Origin of the sequence: Psychromonas arctica DSM 14288 (assembly GCF_000482725.1) — a bacterium.
GTDB classification, from domain to species: domain Bacteria; phylum Pseudomonadota; class Gammaproteobacteria; order Enterobacterales; family Psychromonadaceae; genus Psychromonas; species Psychromonas arctica.
This window is the reverse complement of record NZ_KI519477.1, coordinates 286,709-305,139: the sequence shown is the minus strand read 5'-3', so window position 1 is coordinate 305,139 and position 18,431 is coordinate 286,709. Positions and strand designations below refer to the sequence as shown.

The window sequence follows — 18,431 nt, the reverse complement described above, 5'->3', positions numbered from 1 at the left end:
GAAGCAGGTGGTCAGAATTCACTGACTTTCGACGTTTAATAATATATATAGAGGACGATATGGTAACTATTCGTTTAGCTCGTGGTGGCGCTAAAAAACGCCCATTCTACCAAGTGGTAGTAACTGATAGCCGTAGCCCACGTGACGGTCGTTTCCTTGAAAAAGTTGGTTTCTTTAACCCAACTGCACAAGGTCAATCAGAAAAATTACGTTTAGATACAGATCGCATCAACCATTGGGTTGGTCTTGGCGCACAGCTAAGTGATCGTGTAGCTAAATTAGTAAAAGATAACGCTGTAGCTGCTTAATTGCGGTTAGGTGAAGGAGATATTAGGTGAGCGAACAAGCACAACCAATAGAAATAGGCAAATTTGGTGCAGTTTACGGCATCAAAGGCTGGTTAAAAATCCACTCCTACACCGATGATCCTGAAAGTATTTTTCAATACAAGCCATTGTTAATGAGATCTAATGGGGCTTTACGTGAAGTGAATATCACTGAATGGAAACGTCACAATAAAGGTTTTGTTGCAAAAGTAGACGGTTACGATGTTCGTGAAGAAGTACAAGCCTTAGTTGGCCTTGACCTTCTTGTTCAACCATCTAGCCTTCCAGAATTGGAAGCAGACTACTACTGGCGCGATTTAGTCGGGTGTCAGGTTAATACTGACAAAGGTTATCATCTTGGTGTTGTCACTGATTTGATGGAAACAGGCTCTAAAGATGTGCTTGTTGTAAAAGCCAACTCGAATGATGCTTTTGGACAAAAAGAGCGGTTAATTCCGTTCATCGAAGAGCAAGTAATATTGAATGTTGATATTACAGGCCAACTAATTACAGTTAATTGGGAACCTGATTTCTAATTACCCTAGGAGAAAAGTTATGTGGTTAGGGGTTATTAGCCTCTTCCCGGACATGTTTCGGGCCATTAGCGAGAATGGGGTAACAGGTCGAGCGATTAAAAATAACTTGCTCTCTATCGAATGTTGGAATCCACGTGATTTTACATTAGATAAACATAGAACGGTCGATGATCGTCCCTATGGTGGTGGGCCTGGAATGCTGATGATGGTGCAACCTTTACGGGATGCAATCAACGCAGCAAAACAGAGCGCAAGAGAAGCAGGACACGAGGCAAAGGTAATTTACCTTTCTCCTCAAGGTCGACGTTTAGACCATCAAGGTGCGCAGTCTTTATCAAGCTCTCAAGCTTTGATATTAGTGGCTGGACGCTATGAAGGAATAGACGAGCGTATAATCGAAAGCTTAATAGACGAAGAATGGTCTGTTGGTGATTATGTGTTAAGTGGTGGTGAGCTGCCGGCAATGATTTTAATAGATGCAGTGGTACGTTTTGTACCAGGTGTTTTGGGGCATAGCCAGTCAGCAGAGCAAGATTCCTTCGCGGATGGTTTGCTTGATTGCCCTCACTATACAAGACCCGAGGTGTTAGATGGAAAACAAGTGCCAAGTGTTTTATTAAGTGGTGATCACGAGAAAATTCGTCAATGGCGATTAACTCAATCATTACAGCGCACGAAACAAAGAAGACCCGATTTATTAAAAGATCTAGCTCTGACTGACGAGCAAGCAAAATTGCTTGCTGCTCTGGATAGTAGCTCCAACTAAACAGCGATGTTATTAGTTAACTAGAATTAAAAGGTATTAAAATGAGTAATATTTTACAAGCAATTGAAAACGAACAACTACGTACAGACATCCCTAAGTTTTCTCAAGGTGATACTGTTGTTGTACGTGTTCGCGTAAAAGAAGGTGAAAAAGAGCGTCTTCAAGCATTTGAAGGTGTTGTTATTGCTAAGCGTAACCGTGGTTTACATTCAGCATTCACAGTTCGTAAAATCTCGAACGGTGAAGGTGTTGAGCGTGTATTCCAAACTCACAGCCCACTTGTAGGAAGCGTTGAAGTTAAACGTCGCGGTCTGGTTCGCCAAGCTAAACTTTACTACTTACGTGAACTTACTGGTAAAGCTGCTCGTATTAAAGAGAAGCTAGGTAAGTAATTTCATTTTCTCAGCTAATTAAAATTGGCTGAGCAATGTAAGTTGCAAAATTGCTATAATAAAAAGGTCTGCTTAATGCAGGCCTTTTTTTTGGCATTTTTTAAGATTAGGGGAAAGGTTAAATGTTACAAAATTTAATTAAATATACCTTATTCGTAGTCGCTTGCTGCGCAACATTACTCGGACTATTAGGCATTATTTTACCCTTACTTCCAGCAACTCCTTTTTTTATATTGGCGCTCTTCGGATTCTCTAAAAGCTCACCTCGCTTTCAACTGTGGTTGTTAAATCTACCTGCTGTTGGTGATGATTTAAAACATTGGCAAGCGCATAAAAAAATCAATAAACAACGTAAACCAATTATTTATTTAAGTATTGTCATTAGTTTCCTGATCTCTATCCTTTTATTGATAGGGCAATTGTATTTACAATTAATGTTAGTCGTAATAATGCTTGTTTTACTTCTCTTTATCAGGAAGTTACCTGAGTCTTAGCGGTACAAGCTGCAGTTGCATGAATGCCTTGTGTCGAATTTACTTTATCAGTGTTTGATTATCGAATTTTATGTATTTAAAAACATCAAATTGTCTGTTTTGAAAATGTGATTTAATGAGGTCTGTGATAATCTAAGCCGATAAACGCCCTAGAGAGAGATAAAATGAAAATAACCTTACCTGAATATGAGCAAGCAAACGTATTAGTTGTCGGTGACGTCATGCTAGATAGATATTGGCATGGTCCTGCTGCACGTATCTCTCCTGAAGCGCCAGTACCTATCGTTAATGTTAAACAAATAGAAGAACGTCCTGGTGGTGCGGCAAATGTTGCACTCAATATTGCAGCATTAGGGGCAAAGTCAAAAATAGTGGGCTTGGTTGGCGACGATGAAGCGGCACAATCGATTAAAGATAGCCTACACTCAGTGCATGTAGAAACAGATTTTGTCACCGTTCCTAATGCACCGACAATTACAAAGTTACGTGTATTAAGCCGCCACCAACAATTAATTCGTCTGGATTTTGAAGAATCATTTGCTGATGTTGATAGTACAGCAATGATTAATAAGATGAGCAACGCATTGGATCAGTCTAATCCTGTGATTGTCTTTTCTGACTACAATAAAGGGTCATTAGCTGACGTACAAAAAATGATCCAACTTGCCAAAAGTCGCGGCGTTAAAATTTTGGTTGATCCTAAAGGGACGAGCTTTGAAAAATATCGCGGTGCGACGCTACTTACTCCTAATCTCTCTGAATTTGAAGGGGTAGTAGGTCATTGTAAAAATGATCAAGAGCTATTCGAACGCGCTAGACAGTTAATTAAAGATTTGCAATTAGAAGCCTTATTAGTGACTCGTAGTGAGCATGGTATGACTTTGATTAGAGAGCACGAAGAACCTTTCCACCTACCTACTCAAGCGCAAGAAGTATTTGATGTTACTGGTGCAGGGGATACTGTGATTGCAGTATTAGCTGCCTCTATTGCAGCGGGCAGCAGCTATGAAGATGCCTGTGCGCTAGCCAATGCAGGCGCAGGTGTCGTGGTGGGCAAAATTGGCACTTCGACAGTGAATACCATTGAGTTAGCAAATGCAGTCTATAGCCAACAAGAAATTGGTTTTGGTGTGTTAACAGAAAGCCAATTACAATTAGCGGTAAAATTAGCGCAGCATCGTGGAGAGAAGGTAGTCATGACCAATGGCTGCTTTGATATTTTACATGCTGGCCATGTTTCCTATTTAAATACTGCTCGTGAACAAGGAGATAGACTCATTGTTGCTGTTAATAGTGACAAGTCTGTACGCGATTTAAAAGGGGAAGGGCGTCCTATTAACACTGCAGACCGACGTATGGCTGTATTAGCGGGATTAGGTGCTGTGGATTGGGTGGTCGAGTTCTGTGAAGATACTCCACAGCGTTTGATTGCAGGTATTTTACCTGATCTACTGGTTAAAGGTGGAGATTATACACCTGAGCAAATAGCCGGTGGCGCTGAAGTCATTGCCAATGGTGGTGAGGTGAGAGTACTGCAGTTTAAAGATGGTTGCTCAACAACCGAGATCATTAAAACAATTCGTAATGAACGTTAAAGTTAACTGAGAATTGGCGAGAATAAAAAAGGGAAGCAGAAGCTTCCCTTTTTTGATCTTAGCACTTGTTAATTTAGTACTTTTTAATTTGATGCTAGAACTTAGTATTTCATGTTAATAACAATTTCGATGAATTGCTATTTTAGTGTTGTTACTTTTTAGCTTTTGAGATCTCAGAAACACTAGCATCTGGGCTCATTGATACATCAGTTAATCCAGCTGAGATATCAAAAATATCTTTCTCAGATAATGTACCTGCAGATAGTTTAAGTTGCAGCATATTAATGATGTAATCATAACGTGCATTGGCTAATAAGTTTTCAGAGCTGTATAAGTTACGTGTCGCGTCCAAAACGTCAACAATAGTACGTGTTCCTACTTCAAAGCTTGCTTCAGCGGCATCTAACGCACTTTGTGATGAAACAACCGTTTGCTCGTAGGCGCGAATAGAACTTAAAGAAGCTTGAACGTTGTTATAACCACTGTTGATCTGTGCATCAATACTACGGAAGCTTTGTATTAGATCTTCACTTGCTACAACATAGTTAAATTGTGCTTGTTTAACTCGAGAAGTAATACCACCACCAGTGTAAATAGGTACATTCAAGCTAAGCCCAAAAGTAGCGGCTGTTGCATCATAAGATGTTGAGTTTGAGTCATGGTAATTATAATCGTTATAGCCTAAACCAGCGGTGAAATCGAGTGTTGGCTCATGACCAGCTTCAGCTAATTCGATATTCATTTTTGCTAGTTCTTTAGCAATACGTTTGTTATGTAAATCTAAATTATACTCTAAGGCTTTATTACGCCAAATTTTAACATCACCTTCAAGTGGCTGCGGGTCAAATGTTTTAGTATCTAAGTACGCAACTTGTTTAACATCTTCACCAGTTAACTCACGCAATAGGTAATAATTATTAGCCAATGTATTTTCTGCTGTGATTAAATCAGCCACTGTTCTATCGTATTCTGCCTGCGCTTCATGTACGTCAGTAATTGCAATTAAACCCACATCAAAACGTTGTTTAGTTTGCTCTAGTTGGCGCTCAACAGCGCGCTTGTTCGCTTTTACAGATTTAACTGATTCATCGGCACGCAATACATCAAAGTAAGCAGTAGCTGCGCGGAATAATAAATCTTGTGCGGCATAACCGTAAATAGCAGCGTATTGTGTTGCTTGTTTCTCTGCAATATCAGTTTGTTGCCAATAAGTACCATTATAAAGTGACTGTGTTAGGTCTAAACTTGCGCCATAGTTGGTGTTGGTATTAGTACTAATACTAGATTGCACATGGTTGGCATCTAATCCAAAACCAATTTGTGGTAATAATACCGATTTTGATTCTGATACTTGCTCAACAAACACATCATATTGTGCCTTGCTTTTTAAAATAATGGGATCTTTGTATTTGGCTGTTTCATAAACTTGTTGTAGCGTATCAGCATTGACGGCAACACTTGATAAGCCTAGTAAGCTTGCAATATAAAGGCGTTTTAAATTCATGATATGGAAATCCTATTGAGTGTGTTTTTGCTCATATGAAGAAAGGCTAATTTTTAATATTGTAGGGTATTATAAAAACCTATTTTTAACTATTATTTGTTGCTTAAAAATACAATTAAAATTTGAATATAATCGCATTTTTTTGAGTTTTCCAATAGAGGTTTTACTGTATGTAAATGATTTTTAAAACCATTTTTAAAAAAGTTGTGTGTCTCTGTAATTATTAACTTTAATCATTGATTATAATGTTTATCCTATAACTTTTTAAAAAATGAGTAAATCGTTTATTGGTGCGGTTTATGCATTTAAGTATTTCATTTACATGCTCAATAATAGGCCACTAGCGGTATTGCCAACACGACTGATGCTAGCGATTTCAATTCATATCAGATGACTGAATATGATAAACAGAGAATGAAAGGGAAAATAATGTACGACAAGAATGATGTAGAAATATTAGGCTGTGAGCCACTTTATAAAGGCTTTTTTAAATGTAATAAGTTCACTTTAAAACATAAATTGTTCTCTGGTGAATGGAGCCAGCCCATTCACCGTGAGTTTTTTGAAAGAGGTAAAGCGGCGGCTTTATTAGCTTATGATAAAGCGTTGGATACGGTGATCTTGGTGGAACAGTTTCGTTTTGGTGCGATGGACAGCAAACAGTCTCCTTGGTTATTAGAATTAATTGCCGGCATGATAGATGAAGGTGAAGATGCACAGGAAGTAGCAAAGCGAGAAGCATTCGAAGAAGCTGGATTAGTGATTGACCAGTGCCAATTTATGCTCAGTTATTTTGTGAGTCCTGGCGGCACGACTGAAACTATCGATTTATTTGTAGCAAATGTAGATAGTCGTAATGTGGAAGGTGTTTTTGGCTTAGCTGAAGAAGGCGAAGATATTCGAGTTCATGTGGTCTCTAGAGAGCAAGCTTATCAATGGGTGCAATCTGGAAAAATTGATAATGCGGCAACGATTATTGGGTTGCAGTGGTTACAATTAAATTATAAAAATGGGTTAAATATCTAATTTTTATACTGATTGCATATTTTAGGTTGTGAAAATGTGCTTTTGTCGACATTTTTAATCATTAATTCATTTTCATTATTGTGAGAATGATAAAATAATTAGCTGACTTTTAATAAAATGGCCATTTAGCGTGGTGTGTTAACTTTAAATTATAGAGTGAATAATATAAAAATGAATGGTGTACATCAGACGGTAGCAACGCTAAATGCGGATCATAAGGGGGAGGTAAAGTTATTACAAATTACCGACACACATCTTTTTGCTGATAGTGATAAAGACTTATTAGGCATTAAAACAGTAGATAGTTATGATGCTGTTATAGAGCATGCTCAACAATACACTGCTAAATGTGCTGCTGTTTTGTGCACTGGTGATTTGTCGCAAGATCATTCTACTCAGTCTTACCTTGATTTCAGTGAGCGCATTAAAACATTAAAAATGCCTTGTTATTGGTTGCCGGGTAATCATGATATGCAAGAAGTGATGTTGCCTGCTTTATTAAATGAAGGTCTTGCGCAAACCAAACAAATAGTCAGCGAACATTGGCAAATTATTCTATTGGACTCTCAAGTCTCTGGCGTACCTTACGGTCATCTCAGTGAGTCACAATTATTTTTCCTAGAAGATAAGCTTAAGCAGTACCCAAAAAAACATACTTTGATTGCAATTCATCACCATGTATTGCCTGTAGGTTCGGCCTGGTTAGACCAACATATTTTGAAAAACAATGCGCAACTTATTGAGTTGATCAGTCAGTTCGATAATGTGAAAGCGGTTTTATCTGGCCACGTTCACCAAGCCTTTGATGTCACTAAAAATGGGGTTCGTTACCTAACCAGTCCATCTACTTGTGTACAATTTAAACCACAAAGTGATGATTTTGCTGTTGATGATAAAGCCCCTGGATATCGCTATTTAACATTGACAAAATCAGGTAAAATAAACACCCAAGTTGAACGTATTGATATTGGTGATTTTGTTACTGATGTGAATGCCACCGGATATTAAATAATCTCAATTAGGGGTAAGTAAAACTAGCCTGCAATAAGCAGTTATTGGCTCTATAGCTCGTATAGCAGTGAACAAAATCAACAATGTTGTATAATTATAAATTTAACTGAACTACATAAAAATAACTTCCGCTTTCATTGCTCTGATCTGAAGTTAAATAAGAGGTAAAATGACAACCGCTAACATAACCAAAGTATTGCTTTCACTTCATGGTTTTCATAGCTCTCCTGCATCACTTAAAGCACAACAAATGCGTGATTATTTATTGTTAGAACATCCTGAAATTCATTTTGTTTGCCCACAACTTCCCGTCTATCCTGAAGATATGTGGTCTGTTATTGAATCTATCTTCAAACAATATGATAAATGTGAAATAGCGGTTATGGGCAGTTCTTTAGGTGGATTTTTAGCAACCAAGGTGGCTCAGCAATATGCGGTAAAAGTTGTACTTATTAACCCCGCAGTCACACCGAATATTTTGCTAGATTTTTACCAAGGTGAACAGATTCATCCCTATCTTCAGCAGCCATACATTATTAACTCTGATTATATTGAGCAGCTCAAGGCTCTACATGTTGAAAAAATTAACCATCCTGAGAACATTTGGGTGTTATTACAGCAGCAAGATGAAGTTTTAGACTACCGAGATGCATTAAAAAAATATAAACAATGTAAAATAACCTGTGAAAATGGGGGCGATCATAGCTTTATTGGCTTTGAACGTTATGTTGCAGAAATAATTCATTTTCTTTACTAAATACATACAATCAACTGTTTTGTTCTGTGGTAACTTACGCGCAGAATTAACAACCATTAAACTTCATCATTATTAAACAGAATAACCATAGGTGCATGCATGAGCGAACAATATAATTCAGATTCCATTGAAGTATTAAACGGACTCGATCCCGTTCGTCATCGACCTGGTATGTATACTGAAACCAATCGTCCAAATCATTTAGCCCAAGAAGTAATAGATAACTCGGTCGATGAAGCATTGGCAGGCCATGCAAGTTCTATTCAGGTGATCTTACACGAAGACCAGTCTTTGGAAGTCATTGATGATGGTCGAGGTATGCCGATTGATATGCATGCAGAAGAGAAGATATCTGGTGTTGAACTGATCTTTTGTAAGTTACACGCCGGTGGTAAGTTTTCTGGTAAAAATTATGAAATATCAGGAGGTTTACACGGTGTAGGTATTTCCGTGGTTAATGCGCTTTCTACGCGTGTTGATGTACAAATTCGTCGTGATGCTAAAATATTTCATATTGCCTTTGAAAATGGCGACAAAGTAGAAGAACTAAGTGAAATCGGTGTTTGTGGAAAACGTAATACCGGCACTAGCGTGCACTTTAGACCAGATCCAAAATATTTTGATAGTTTTAAATTTTCTGTTTCACGTCTATTACATTTATTAAAAGCTAAAGCCGTATTATGTCCGGGTTTAACCATTAAATTTAAAGATAAAGTGAATAAAAATAATTATGAATGGTGCTATCAAGATGGCCTTAATGATTATTTATTAGAAGCCGTTGCTGACAACGAATTATTACCTTCTGTGCCCTTTGTAGGTAAGTTTTCTGCCAACAGAGAAATGGCTGACTGGGCTGTTGTGTGGCTACCAGAAGGCGGTGACTCTATTACTGAAAGTTACGTTAACTTGATCCCAACCTCTCAAGGGGGCACGCATGTTAATGGTTTCCGCCAAGGCTTATTGGATGCGATGCGCGAGTTTTGTGATATTCGTAATATTCTACCTCGTGGTATTAAATTAAGTCCGGAAGATATCTGGGACAAATGTAGTTATATTCTTTCCGTTAAAATAAAAGAGCCGCAGTTTGCTGGGCAAACAAAAGAACGCTTATCTTCTCGTCAATGTTCAGTTTTTGTGTCAGGTGTTGTTAAAGATGCCTTTAGTTTATGGTTAAACGCCAATGTTAATGAGGCGGAAGCCTTAGCTGAATTCTGTATTAATAATGCTCAAGCACGTAATCGTAAAAGCAAAAAAGTCGCACGTAAAAAAATTACGCAAGGGCCCGCTTTACCAGGGAAACTAACTGATTGTTCGACTCCAGACCCAACGCGAGGCGAGCTGTTTTTAGTTGAAGGGGACTCTGCTGGCGGTAGTGCAAAACAAGCTCGAGACCGAGAGTTTCAAGCGATTATGCCATTACGAGGTAAAATAAAGAATACTTGGGAAGATGAGTCCGATGTAATTTTAAGCTCAGAAGAAATTCACAATATATCAATCGCAATTGGTATTGATCCCGCTTCTACAGACTTGTCTGGATTGCGCTACGGAAAAATTTGTATTCTTGCTGATGCGGATTCCGATGGATTACATATTGCGACCCTAATTTGTGCTTTGTTCGTACGTCATTTTAGAGCCGTTGTTGAAGCCGGTAACTTCTATGTAGCGATGCCACCTTTATATCGAATCGATATCGGTAAAGAAGTTTATTATGCTTTAGATGAATCTGAAAAAGATGGCATACTAGATCGCATTCAAGCAGAGAAAAAGCGTGGAAAAGTTAACGTTCAACGATTCAAAGGCCTTGGTGAAATGAACCCTTTACAGTTGCGTGAAACTACCATGGATCCGAATACGCGTCGCCTAGTACAATTAACCATCGATGATGCAGATAAAATGATGGAAATGATGGATATGTTGCTAGCTAAAAAACGCGCGGGAGACCGTAAGTCATGGTTAGAAGCAAGTGGTGATATGGCTGCAATTGATTAATATATAAAGCATCAGTTATCTTATAGAAAGCATAAGCTGATATTATTCCCTCTGTATTACATTGCTTGATACAAAGGGAGTGCCCCCTATAAGATGACTGTTTCCTATTGGTATACCCATTTCGCTAACTAACTAGCTGGTTAAAATGCATCACATCTGCGTTACAAATTTTGCATATGGACCGAGCATTTGACGCAATTCCATCTTAAATTGACTCATTTTTCCTTCGTTATATTTGAAAACATACTTAATGGCGTTGCTATTGATCATTTTTAACTGGTTGTTAAGTACTTATTATTGATAGCGAAATGAGTATGACTGCTCGCTGCTTATTTTTTCTTGCCCTTTTAAAGCAGGCATAAACCGCTCATTTTCTATAAAGTTCAATACCGCTTTATCAAGCATTTCATGACCGCTAGACGTTGTTAATTTTACCGCTATCGTTTGTCCATTTTCCATGACTGTCATTGTTGCTTTTACTTGTCCTTTTTGTTGCCTTAAAGCTGCCCGCTGAGGGTATTTAGGCTTTTTACCTGAAATAGCGACGGCTTCCTGTAATATTGTTGGTTTATCAGTGCCTTTTGGGTTGAGCCTTTTTGGTTCGGTCCTTGGCGTTGAAGCCTGCTTTGGTGGCTGCTTTATTATGATTTTAAGTTTATCATTGCGAACAACGTGTGTTGGATTGTTAATGGGTAATGTCGAAGCAATGGATGTTAACACTGTATTTTCATTGAGGGCGTTAGGTGAATAGGAACTAAGGTTTTTCACCTTTTCACTGGGCTTATTATTGCTTACTTTTTTGGGAATTAAAGCAGGTAAATTAATCAGATTTTGGTTAAATATAAATTCTTTTAATAGTGCATCGTCGGCACTTAGATGATTTTTAATACTGTTTTGATGACGGATTTTAGCCAGTTGATAATCGGCTTGAGTTGCCTCTAACAGAGAAGCTACTATTGTGATTGATGCAGGTTGTTGCTCGGTTATGGTATCAATTGTTAATGCTGCCTCTTGTTTAGATTGTGGTGATGTCAGCAGTTGTTGGTCGATACGTTGTTGATTAATGTGCTGTTTATTATTAGTAAGGGGTGCTTCTTTTTCTTTGATTATTGTTGTAGAAGCTGCTGATTCTAAAGATGAGGCTGTTTTGATTGTCGGTGTAGGTGTCGCTGTTAATGTCGGTTGGGTTATTTCCGATACCTTTTTTGTTGCTAGCAGATTAACTTGATTACTTGGTAATAGATCACCATGAAAATAGAAAAACACTGCATATAATAAAAAGCTTATGATAATAAAAGGGAAGTAGTGATAAGCAGATTTCATATACTGGGTGCCTTAATATTCGTTGATGTTGTTAGTTTTTTTGACATAGAAACTTAATGGGCATAAAAATTTAATGACATAAAAATACTATTAAGTTATTTCTTTAGTATAGGCTTTTCATCTGTATTCACATTAGTAGGCATGAGTGTTTGATCATACATTTTAGCAATTGAGGATGAACTGACTCGTTTGATATCTTCAGTTTGAGGGTGAATGGTTACATTTACCTCACCCGTTTCTTTCGAAAATTCATAATGATAAGGCATGCTTGTTTGTTCTGATACGGGATCATTTTGAATGTTTTCCGTAGAAGTTGTCTGCAGCGTATTGTTAACAATCAGCGTCGCTTCATTGGCTAAGTTGTTGGTTCTGCTATTGATTAAGTTTTGCTGTTGGCAAAGGTGATTAAACTGAGCAAGTATAGTGTCTAGGTGTGAGCGTAGTGTGTTAATAAAAACAGCAAACAAGTGATAAGGTAATAAAGCTAAAATTATCACAATGAGGCTAGCTACTACTGGGATTAATGCCTGTGAAATCACCACTAACAACCCTTGATTATTGCTGCTATTTTCTTCTGCAATAATCGGTAGAAGCTCAATGAAGCACATCAAAGAACCTATCACTCCTAGTATCGGAGAAATGATGGCGATAGTACGCAATAACGATTGTCCTCGTGATAACTTATTTATCTGTATAGCTGCATAGGCATGCATTTTTTCTGTTGGGGAAGTGGGCAGGCCTTCAATACCATGAGCCAACATTTTTAATGCGGGTGTTGGTATTTTTTGACAAGCTAATAAGGCGTCGGTCTTTTGGTGTTTATTTAAAGCGGCAAAACACTCTTGTAGTGTATAGCGCTCCCGTTGAAAATAATAAATAGCCCAAAAGAACAAGCGCTCTAGTGTCACAACTGTTGTAACAAAAGATAACAACAGTAATAACCACATAATCATGCCCATTGTCCCGCCTTGTTGGAACCAAAGAGGTATGTTTTCAGCTACTATTGAGGTTAATGATTGATATGAAGTCGCGCTTGTTTCTATACTCATTATCGCTGCGTCCTAGCATCAAAATGAACAAAATAGGGAGTGATCATTGAAAGAGTGCTCTACGAACACTCTGCAAATATTTCACGAATATTGAGCAAATACTAATTGATATCTTGCCAATCAATATCATCAACATAAAGGCGTTCATTGGCAATATAATAAAGGTGATAACCCGCGCTAACTATCGCATCATTGGTTGGGTTTAAACTCATATCATTGCCACTTTTATCTTTGCTAAAGCCTATTAAGATCATATCGTAGCGTTGTTTGAATGTTTTAAATAACTCACCGAAGCTAGTGTCGCTGATCAAATCAGGAATTAAAATACTGTATAAGGTTGCGCCGTTTAACGTTGAAAGTAATCGCTCGGTGACTTGGCTTGAACCAGGATCTTGCATGCTTCTTACCATTATCTGTGCACTGTTGTCGATACTGCATTCAATATAGGGGCAGTGAATCTTTAATAGCTTGGCTTTACTTTCATCAAAAAAGTGTGCGGTTATATTCGCATTCTTATCAGTGAAGGTAGCAATACTGAGGGCTATGGATAAAGTTTCATCGTCTGTACTGCCATCAATAATAATACGTTGAGCTGTTTTTAGGCCAACTCTGTCTAGCTCTTGCGTATCGGAAAATGAGGCTAATTTTGCAAAGGAAACCTCATCAATTTCTGGAAAAGGATTATCCATATCTTCAGTGACACATAATAATATTTGACGGTTATGGCGTTTTTTATCGCCAAGAATTAACTGTATGACTTGCTTCGTTGAGTGTTTATCCCAGCAAAACAGCAGTATATGCCCCGTTAAATGTGAAAAGTCATTACTGCCGTTCATATTCTTTCTCGCTATATCAATGAATAATTGGGTGGTTTTTCCGATAAATGAAGCAAATACAATTAATCCAGAAGGAATTTGCCAGAAGGCGACAATCAATCTACCAAAGCTTGTTTCCGGACTAAAGTCACCAAAACCAACCGTTGAAACCACCACCATATTATAATAAAAAAACTGTAATGGGTGCTCAATTAGAGCCCTCTCATTTGCCAAAATAAATAAAGCATAAGTAATAGCCGCTTGCATTATGATCAAGCCAAACATTGCTGGCCAAGTCATATTGCGCGTTAGCTTTTGTATAATTTTCGTTATTTTAAGCGGTGTTAAAAAAGGCAGCATAGCATTACCTTAATCGTTCTGTGTATGTGATAAAAAGTAACGATAAGCAGGATTGCCTGTTTCATCTTTATAGCTGTAACCCAACGCATTTAAGTGTTCGCTAAACTCGTCTACCTGAGCATCACTGACTTCAAACCCTGCTAATACTTGCCCATATGCGGCACCATGGTTGCGGTAATGAAATAAAGTGATATTGGCATGCATGCCTAATAGGTTTAAAAATTTAAGCAGGGCATTAGGGTGCTCTGGAAATTCAAAACTATATAAACGTTCCGTTAATTGCTGAGAAGGCACACCTCCGACCATATAACGAACATGTAGTTTAGCGGTTTCATCGTGACTTAAGTCAGCAACCGTATAACCTGCAATGGTCAGATTTTCAGTTAAACTAGTTAATTCCTCAAACCCATTGGGTGTTCTTACGCCAACAAAAATATTAGCTTGCTTGCTATCGCTATAACGGTAGTTAAATTCAGTAATGGCTCTGCCATCGAGTTGATTACAAAAAGCTAAGAAAGCACCTTGTTTCTCGGGAATAGTGACTGCTAAGATACTTTCATTTTGCTCACCTAATTCACAACGTTCAGAAACATAACGTAAACTATGAAAGTTAACGTTTGCACCACTTAAAATAGCAGTAAGACGTTGGTCTTTTAGTTGGTGCTGTTGTGCATATTTTTTTAATCCCGCTAATGATAAAGCCCCTGCAGGCTCGGCTATTGCACGAGTATCATCAAAAATATCTTTAACCGCAGCACAAATCTCATCACTACTAACAGTGATCACATCATCAATATATTGCTGACATAAGCGGAATGTTTCTCGGCCGATGGTTTTTACCGCAACACCGTCTGCAAACAAACCCACTTTAGGTAATGTCACCGGACCGCCAGCCGCTAAAGCGGCTTTTAGACAAGCTGCATCTTCAGGTTCAACGGCAATAATTTGAATATGCGGTAATAACTGTTTGATATAAACGGCGATACCCGCTGCTAAACCACCGCCACCTACAGGGACAAATATCTTATCTATATGTGCATCTTGTTGTAATAATTCTTTTCCAACAGTGCCTTGGCCTGCAATGATATCAGGGTCATCAAAAGGGTGGATCAAGGTGTAACCGTGCTCCTTTGCAAGCGCCAATGAATGCGCGTTGGCTGCATCAAAGCTCTCACCAAATAAGACCACTGTTGCACCAAAAGTACGTACCGAATTAACTTTAATTTCGGGTGTGGTTTTAGGCATCACGATAGTAGCTTTAACACCCATCTTTTTAGCCGATAACGCTAAACCTTGCGCATGGTTACCTGCTGATGCTGCAATCACGCCATTTTTCTTTTGTTGATCACTGAGGCTTGAAAGCTTGTTGTAAGCACCTCGTAATTTAAAAGAGTGAACCGGTTGCAAATCTTCACGCTTTAATAAAATATGGTTATTTAAACGAATAGATAGCTTATTTAGTGGCTGTAGCTTAGTTTCAATCGCTGCTTCATAAATAGGGGCTAATAAGATTTTTTTTAAATATTGTTCACTGGATATTACTGTCATGACAAGCCTTGTTATGCTATTAGTCTAAGGTTTAAATTTAAGATTTTACGGTTGCAAATAGTTCGCCTAAACGTGTCACGCTTGAAGGTGCTAAAGCTTCACTAAATTCAATACTGTCTTTAGGGAATAATGCAACAATCGTGCTACCTAGTTTAAAGCGACCCATTTCAGCCCCTTTTTGCAAGATAATCTCTTGATCCTGATAATCCCAATATTGAATCTCTTTATTTTTTTGTGGCGTTAGTGTGCCTTCCCAAACCGTTTCAATACTGCCGACTATGGTTGCGCCAACTAATACCATAGCCATTGGTCCGATAGCGGTTGAGAAAATAGCAACGGCACGTTCATTGCGAGCAAATAAGTTAGGCACATTTTGCGCAGTTAATGGGTTAACTGAAAATAAGTCACCAGGAATGAAAATCATCTGCTCTAACTTGCCGGTAATTGGCATATGGATACGGTGATAATCTTTAGGTGCTAAATAAACGGTAGAAAAAATACCCTCATCAAAGGGAGCTGCGACGTCATCTCGTCCGCCTAATAGTTCACGTAAACTAAAGTCATGGCCTTTGGCTTGAAAAATACGTCCCGCTTTAATCTCGCCCTGTTGGCTAACACATCCGTCAACGGGTGTCGCTAGGTTGTTGTCGCCTTCAACAATTGGGCGTAAACCTGCTTTTAATTCACGTGTAAAAAAGTCATTAAAGGTCTCAAAATCAGCAGCCTCAGAATGCTTTGCTTCACTCATATCGATTTTAAATTGCTTAATAAATTTAGTAATTAAAAATGTTGTGAACTTACCCATTTTTGCATTCGCTAATTTACCTGCTAATAAAGTAACGAGGTGTTTAGGTAAAAGGTATTGGCCAATAATTTTTAGTTTATCGCTCATAGTAAAATTCTCTGCTTTTAAATATTAATTAATCACTGTTTTGTACCGCTTTAAACGTGTTTTTAAAGACGGATTTCAATTATGCTTTTTTATAAACGTCTATTTTAGTAGATATTTGGATCGCGGTGACGTGCATTTTTTGCATCATCCATGGTTTCTAAAATACGTAGGAAACTCTTAAAGCGCGCACTATCAATTTTACCCGCTTCAACGGCTGCAACTAAAGCACAACCTGGATCCGCCTGATGTTTACAATCTCGAAAACGGCAACCACCTAAGTGCTCTCTAAACTCAATAAAGCCACTTGCAATGCGTTCAGCTTCTAAGTGCCATAATGAAAACTCACGTATTCCTGGGCTATCTATTAAATCACCACCATCGCTGAAGTGATATAAACGGGCTGTGGTAGTGGTATGTTTACCAAGGCCAGAACCCTCTGAAATTTCACCTGTAACAGCTTCAACCTCAGGCAATAACATGTTCAATAATGAAGTTTTACCAACGCCAGACTGGCCTACAAAAATATTAATTTTATCTTTCATAACCGACTTTAAATCGTCTAGACCATCGCCATGCATTGAGCTATACAAAACCTGATAGCCAATATTACGGTAGCTCTGTAATTCTTGGTCAATGATTTTTGCTGACTCTTTGTCTAATAGGTCAACTTTGTTTAACACGATAATAGGAGTGATCCCAATATCTTCACAGGCGACTAAGTAACGGTCAATAATGTTACGAGAAAACTCGGGTGCAATGGAGCTGACAATAATAATATGGTCAATGTTAGCGGCGATGGGTTTAATACCATCATAATAATCTGGTCGTGTTAATACGGTTTTACGAGGATGTACGGCTTCAATAACACCACTAATACCTTGGTGCGATTCTTTACCTGCCCGCCACACAACGCGGTCACCAGTTACTAATGAGCGTATTGAACGACGTAAAGTACAGCGTTCTACTTTGCCGTCTTGATCTTCTATATCAGCGTGTTGTCCGAATCGACTAACCACCAAGCCTTCCAGCTGCGGACCTAGTTCAGATTCATCCCATTGTTTATCGTTTTTGGGTGTTAAGCGCTTGTTATGATTGCTTTGAACACGACGAACTTGGTTTTTACTGAGTTTTTTCTTCTTAGCCACAGGCTTCCTTTGCTACCACTGGTGATTTGAATGGCGTATCATACTATATTTTTTAAATAATAAAGCTATTCATCAAGAGAAAAGGGTGGTTATCAAAATGAACAAAAATAATTTGGTCTGGATCGATCTAGAAATGACAGGATTAAATCCTGATAGCGATAAAATTATTGAGATTGCAACGATTGTAACTGACAGCGATTTGAATATCTTAGCGGAAGGCCCACAGTTTGTGATTCATCAGAGTGATCAAGCTCTGGATGCCATGGATGAATGGTGTACTGAGCACCATGGCAACTCAGGTTTAACTGCACGTGTTAAAGCAAGCAAAATTAGTTGTGAGCAGGCGGAGAAAGAAACGCTTGAGTTTTTACAAAAATGGGTACCAGCAGGCGCAGCACCATTATGTGGTAATAGTATTGGCCAAGATCGTCGTTTTATGGTCAAACATATGCCGACATTAGAAGCTTTCTTTCATTACCGTAATATTGATGTTAGTACTATTAAAGAGTTAGGTCGTCGCTGGGCTCCGGAGATGGTTGAAGCACATAAAAAAACCGGAACACATTTAGCGTTACAAGATATTAAAGAGTCTATTTCTGAATTACAGCATTATCAAAAACATTTTTTTAGTTATTAGTTCGCTTTTCAAGCAAGTTAGTAATGATTTGGTTAAAAACTCTGCATGTAAGCTTTGTTAAGCTTAAATTAGCTAAAAAAAGCTTGCAATCATTAACGCCATCTCTATAATTCGGGCTCGTAACAAAGGGGCATCACCAAATGCCTTGCTTCTGGTTTTATTAGGAAATTTGTTACAGGAAAATGTGATGCGGTACTAGCTCAGTTGGTAGAGCACGACCTTGCCAAGGTCGGGGTCACGAGTTCGAGTCTCGTGTACCGCTCCAA

Annotated in this window: 18 protein-coding genes and 1 tRNA gene; 12 read left to right on the top strand and 7 right to left on the bottom strand. The window is 38.3% G+C overall.

Annotated features, from left to right (window positions below):
- Positions 1-59: 59 nt before the first annotated feature.
- The 6 genes from rpsP (at position 60) to hldE (ending at position 4,109) form a co-directional block, all read left to right on the top strand.
- A complete protein-coding gene (gene rpsP, locus H592_RS0112910; RefSeq protein WP_028869134.1) occupies positions 60-308 on the top strand; it encodes a 30S ribosomal protein S16 in 249 nt (82 codons plus the stop codon).
- 26 nt (positions 309-334) lie between these two features.
- A complete protein-coding gene (rimM, locus tag H592_RS0112905; RefSeq protein WP_028869133.1) occupies positions 335-862 on the top strand; it encodes a ribosome maturation factor RimM in 528 nt (175 codons plus the stop codon).
- A 19-nt stretch (positions 863-881) separates the two neighbouring features.
- A complete protein-coding gene (trmD, locus tag H592_RS0112900) occupies positions 882-1,628 on the top strand; it encodes a tRNA (guanosine(37)-N1)-methyltransferase TrmD (protein ID WP_028869132.1) in 747 nt (248 codons plus the stop codon).
- Positions 1,629-1,669: 41 nt separating this feature from the next.
- On the top strand, positions 1,670-2,020 hold the full coding sequence (gene rplS / locus H592_RS0112895) for a 50S ribosomal protein L19 (RefSeq protein WP_028869131.1): 351 nt from the start codon (positions 1,670-1,672) through the stop codon (positions 2,018-2,020).
- A gap of 122 nt (positions 2,021-2,142) precedes the next feature.
- Positions 2,143-2,514, top strand: coding sequence for a DUF454 family protein (locus H592_RS0112890; RefSeq protein WP_037071760.1), 372 nt, complete (start codon positions 2,143-2,145; stop codon positions 2,512-2,514).
- A gap of 164 nt (positions 2,515-2,678) precedes the next feature.
- Complete coding sequence (gene hldE, locus H592_RS0112885; protein WP_028869129.1) at positions 2,679-4,109, top strand: bifunctional D-glycero-beta-D-manno-heptose-7-phosphate kinase/D-glycero-beta-D-manno-heptose 1-phosphate adenylyltransferase HldE; 1,431 nt, start codon at positions 2,679-2,681, stop codon at positions 4,107-4,109.
- A gap of 151 nt (positions 4,110-4,260) precedes the next feature.
- Here the strand turns inward: hldE and H592_RS0112880 are convergent, their stop codons facing one another.
- Positions 4,261-5,613, bottom strand: a complete 1,353-nt coding sequence (locus tag H592_RS0112880) for a TolC family outer membrane protein (protein ID WP_028869128.1) — start codon at positions 5,611-5,613, stop codon at positions 4,261-4,263.
- A gap of 429 nt (positions 5,614-6,042) precedes the next feature.
- On the opposite strand from H592_RS0112880, the gene nudF reads away from it, so the two are divergent.
- The 4 genes from nudF (at position 6,043) to parE (ending at position 10,396) form a co-directional block, all read left to right on the top strand.
- Positions 6,043-6,639, top strand: a complete 597-nt coding sequence (nudF, locus tag H592_RS0112875; protein WP_425414388.1) for an ADP-ribose diphosphatase — start codon at positions 6,043-6,045, stop codon at positions 6,637-6,639.
- Positions 6,640-6,810: 171 nt separating this feature from the next.
- The gene (cpdA, locus tag H592_RS0112870; protein ID WP_028869126.1) at positions 6,811-7,647 is read left to right on the top strand and encodes a 3',5'-cyclic-AMP phosphodiesterase; all 837 of its coding nucleotides are present in this window, start codon (positions 6,811-6,813) and stop codon (positions 7,645-7,647) included.
- A 172-nt stretch (positions 7,648-7,819) separates the two neighbouring features.
- Positions 7,820-8,407: a YqiA/YcfP family alpha/beta fold hydrolase gene (locus H592_RS0112865; protein WP_037071757.1), complete on the top strand. Its 588-nt coding sequence runs from the start codon at positions 7,820-7,822 to the stop codon at positions 8,405-8,407.
- A 99-nt stretch (positions 8,408-8,506) separates the two neighbouring features.
- Positions 8,507-10,396 (top strand): DNA topoisomerase IV subunit B, encoded by a 1,890-nt coding sequence (gene parE / locus H592_RS0112860; RefSeq protein ID WP_028869124.1) that lies wholly within the window; start codon positions 8,507-8,509, stop codon positions 10,394-10,396.
- A gap of 294 nt (positions 10,397-10,690) precedes the next feature.
- Here parE and H592_RS0112855 read toward each other — a convergent pair whose 3' ends face one another.
- From H592_RS0112855 to rsgA, 6 genes are all read right to left on the bottom strand, one after another.
- Entirely contained in the window at positions 10,691-11,719 is a 1,029-nt protein-coding gene (locus H592_RS0112855) for an energy transducer TonB (RefSeq protein WP_028869123.1), read from the bottom strand.
- A 95-nt stretch (positions 11,720-11,814) separates the two neighbouring features.
- A complete protein-coding gene (locus tag H592_RS22300) occupies positions 11,815-12,768 on the bottom strand; it encodes a MotA/TolQ/ExbB proton channel family protein (RefSeq protein WP_084296278.1) in 954 nt (317 codons plus the stop codon).
- A 101-nt stretch (positions 12,769-12,869) separates the two neighbouring features.
- A complete protein-coding gene (locus H592_RS0112845; RefSeq protein WP_037071755.1) occupies positions 12,870-13,943 on the bottom strand; it encodes a potassium channel family protein in 1,074 nt (357 codons plus the stop codon).
- Between the two features lie 9 nt (positions 13,944-13,952).
- Positions 13,953-15,491 carry a threonine ammonia-lyase, biosynthetic gene (gene ilvA, locus H592_RS0112840; protein ID WP_028869121.1) on the bottom strand — a complete coding sequence of 513 codons (1,539 nt, stop codon included), beginning with the start codon at positions 15,489-15,491 and terminating at the stop codon, positions 13,953-13,955.
- 37 nt (positions 15,492-15,528) lie between these two features.
- Positions 15,529-16,383: an archaetidylserine decarboxylase gene (gene asd / locus H592_RS0112835; protein WP_028869120.1), complete on the bottom strand. Its 855-nt coding sequence runs from the start codon at positions 16,381-16,383 to the stop codon at positions 15,529-15,531.
- A gap of 104 nt (positions 16,384-16,487) precedes the next feature.
- The gene (rsgA, locus tag H592_RS0112830; protein WP_028869119.1) at positions 16,488-17,528 is read right to left on the bottom strand and encodes a small ribosomal subunit biogenesis GTPase RsgA; all 1,041 of its coding nucleotides are present in this window, start codon (positions 17,526-17,528) and stop codon (positions 16,488-16,490) included.
- A 91-nt stretch (positions 17,529-17,619) separates the two neighbouring features.
- Between rsgA and orn the strand changes: the two genes are divergently transcribed.
- Both orn and H592_RS24440 read left to right on the top strand, forming a co-directional pair.
- The gene (gene orn, locus H592_RS0112825; protein WP_245600427.1) at positions 17,620-18,165 is read left to right on the top strand and encodes an oligoribonuclease; all 546 of its coding nucleotides are present in this window, start codon (positions 17,620-17,622) and stop codon (positions 18,163-18,165) included.
- 189 nt (positions 18,166-18,354) lie between these two features.
- Positions 18,355-18,430: transfer RNA gene (locus H592_RS24440), tRNA-Gly, on the top strand.
- Position 18,431 lies beyond the last annotated feature (1 nt).

What these genes read in the sequence shown, in the direction of transcription:
- rpsP (WP_028869134.1), top strand. Translation starts at nt 60, where the DNA reads ATGGTAACTATTCGTTTAGCTCGTGGTGGCGCTAAAAAACGCCCATTC.
- trmD (WP_028869132.1), top strand. Translation starts at nt 882, where the DNA reads ATGTGGTTAGGGGTTATTAGCCTCTTCCCGGACATGTTTCGGGCCATT.
- rplS (WP_028869131.1), top strand. Translation starts at nt 1,670, where the DNA reads ATGAGTAATATTTTACAAGCAATTGAAAACGAACAACTACGTACAGAC.
- H592_RS0112890 (WP_037071760.1), top strand. Translation starts at nt 2,143, where the DNA reads ATGTTACAAAATTTAATTAAATATACCTTATTCGTAGTCGCTTGCTGC.
- hldE (WP_028869129.1), top strand. Translation starts at nt 2,679, where the DNA reads ATGAAAATAACCTTACCTGAATATGAGCAAGCAAACGTATTAGTTGTC.
- H592_RS0112880 (WP_028869128.1), bottom strand. Translation starts at nt 5,613, where the DNA reads ATGAATTTAAAACGCCTTTATATTGCAAGCTTACTAGGCTTATCAAGT.
- nudF (WP_425414388.1), top strand. Translation starts at nt 6,043, where the DNA reads ATGTACGACAAGAATGATGTAGAAATATTAGGCTGTGAGCCACTTTAT.
- cpdA (WP_028869126.1), top strand. Translation starts at nt 6,811, where the DNA reads ATGAATGGTGTACATCAGACGGTAGCAACGCTAAATGCGGATCATAAG.
- H592_RS0112865 (WP_037071757.1), top strand. Translation starts at nt 7,820, where the DNA reads ATGACAACCGCTAACATAACCAAAGTATTGCTTTCACTTCATGGTTTT.
- parE (WP_028869124.1), top strand. Translation starts at nt 8,507, where the DNA reads ATGAGCGAACAATATAATTCAGATTCCATTGAAGTATTAAACGGACTC.
- H592_RS0112855 (WP_028869123.1), bottom strand. Translation starts at nt 11,719, where the DNA reads ATGAAATCTGCTTATCACTACTTCCCTTTTATTATCATAAGCTTTTTA.
- H592_RS22300 (WP_084296278.1), bottom strand. Translation starts at nt 12,768, where the DNA reads ATGAGTATAGAAACAAGCGCGACTTCATATCAATCATTAACCTCAATA.
- H592_RS0112845 (WP_037071755.1), bottom strand. Translation starts at nt 13,943, where the DNA reads ATGCTGCCTTTTTTAACACCGCTTAAAATAACGAAAATTATACAAAAG.
- ilvA (WP_028869121.1), bottom strand. Translation starts at nt 15,491, where the DNA reads ATGACAGTAATATCCAGTGAACAATATTTAAAAAAAATCTTATTAGCC.
- asd (WP_028869120.1), bottom strand. Translation starts at nt 16,383, where the DNA reads ATGAGCGATAAACTAAAAATTATTGGCCAATACCTTTTACCTAAACAC.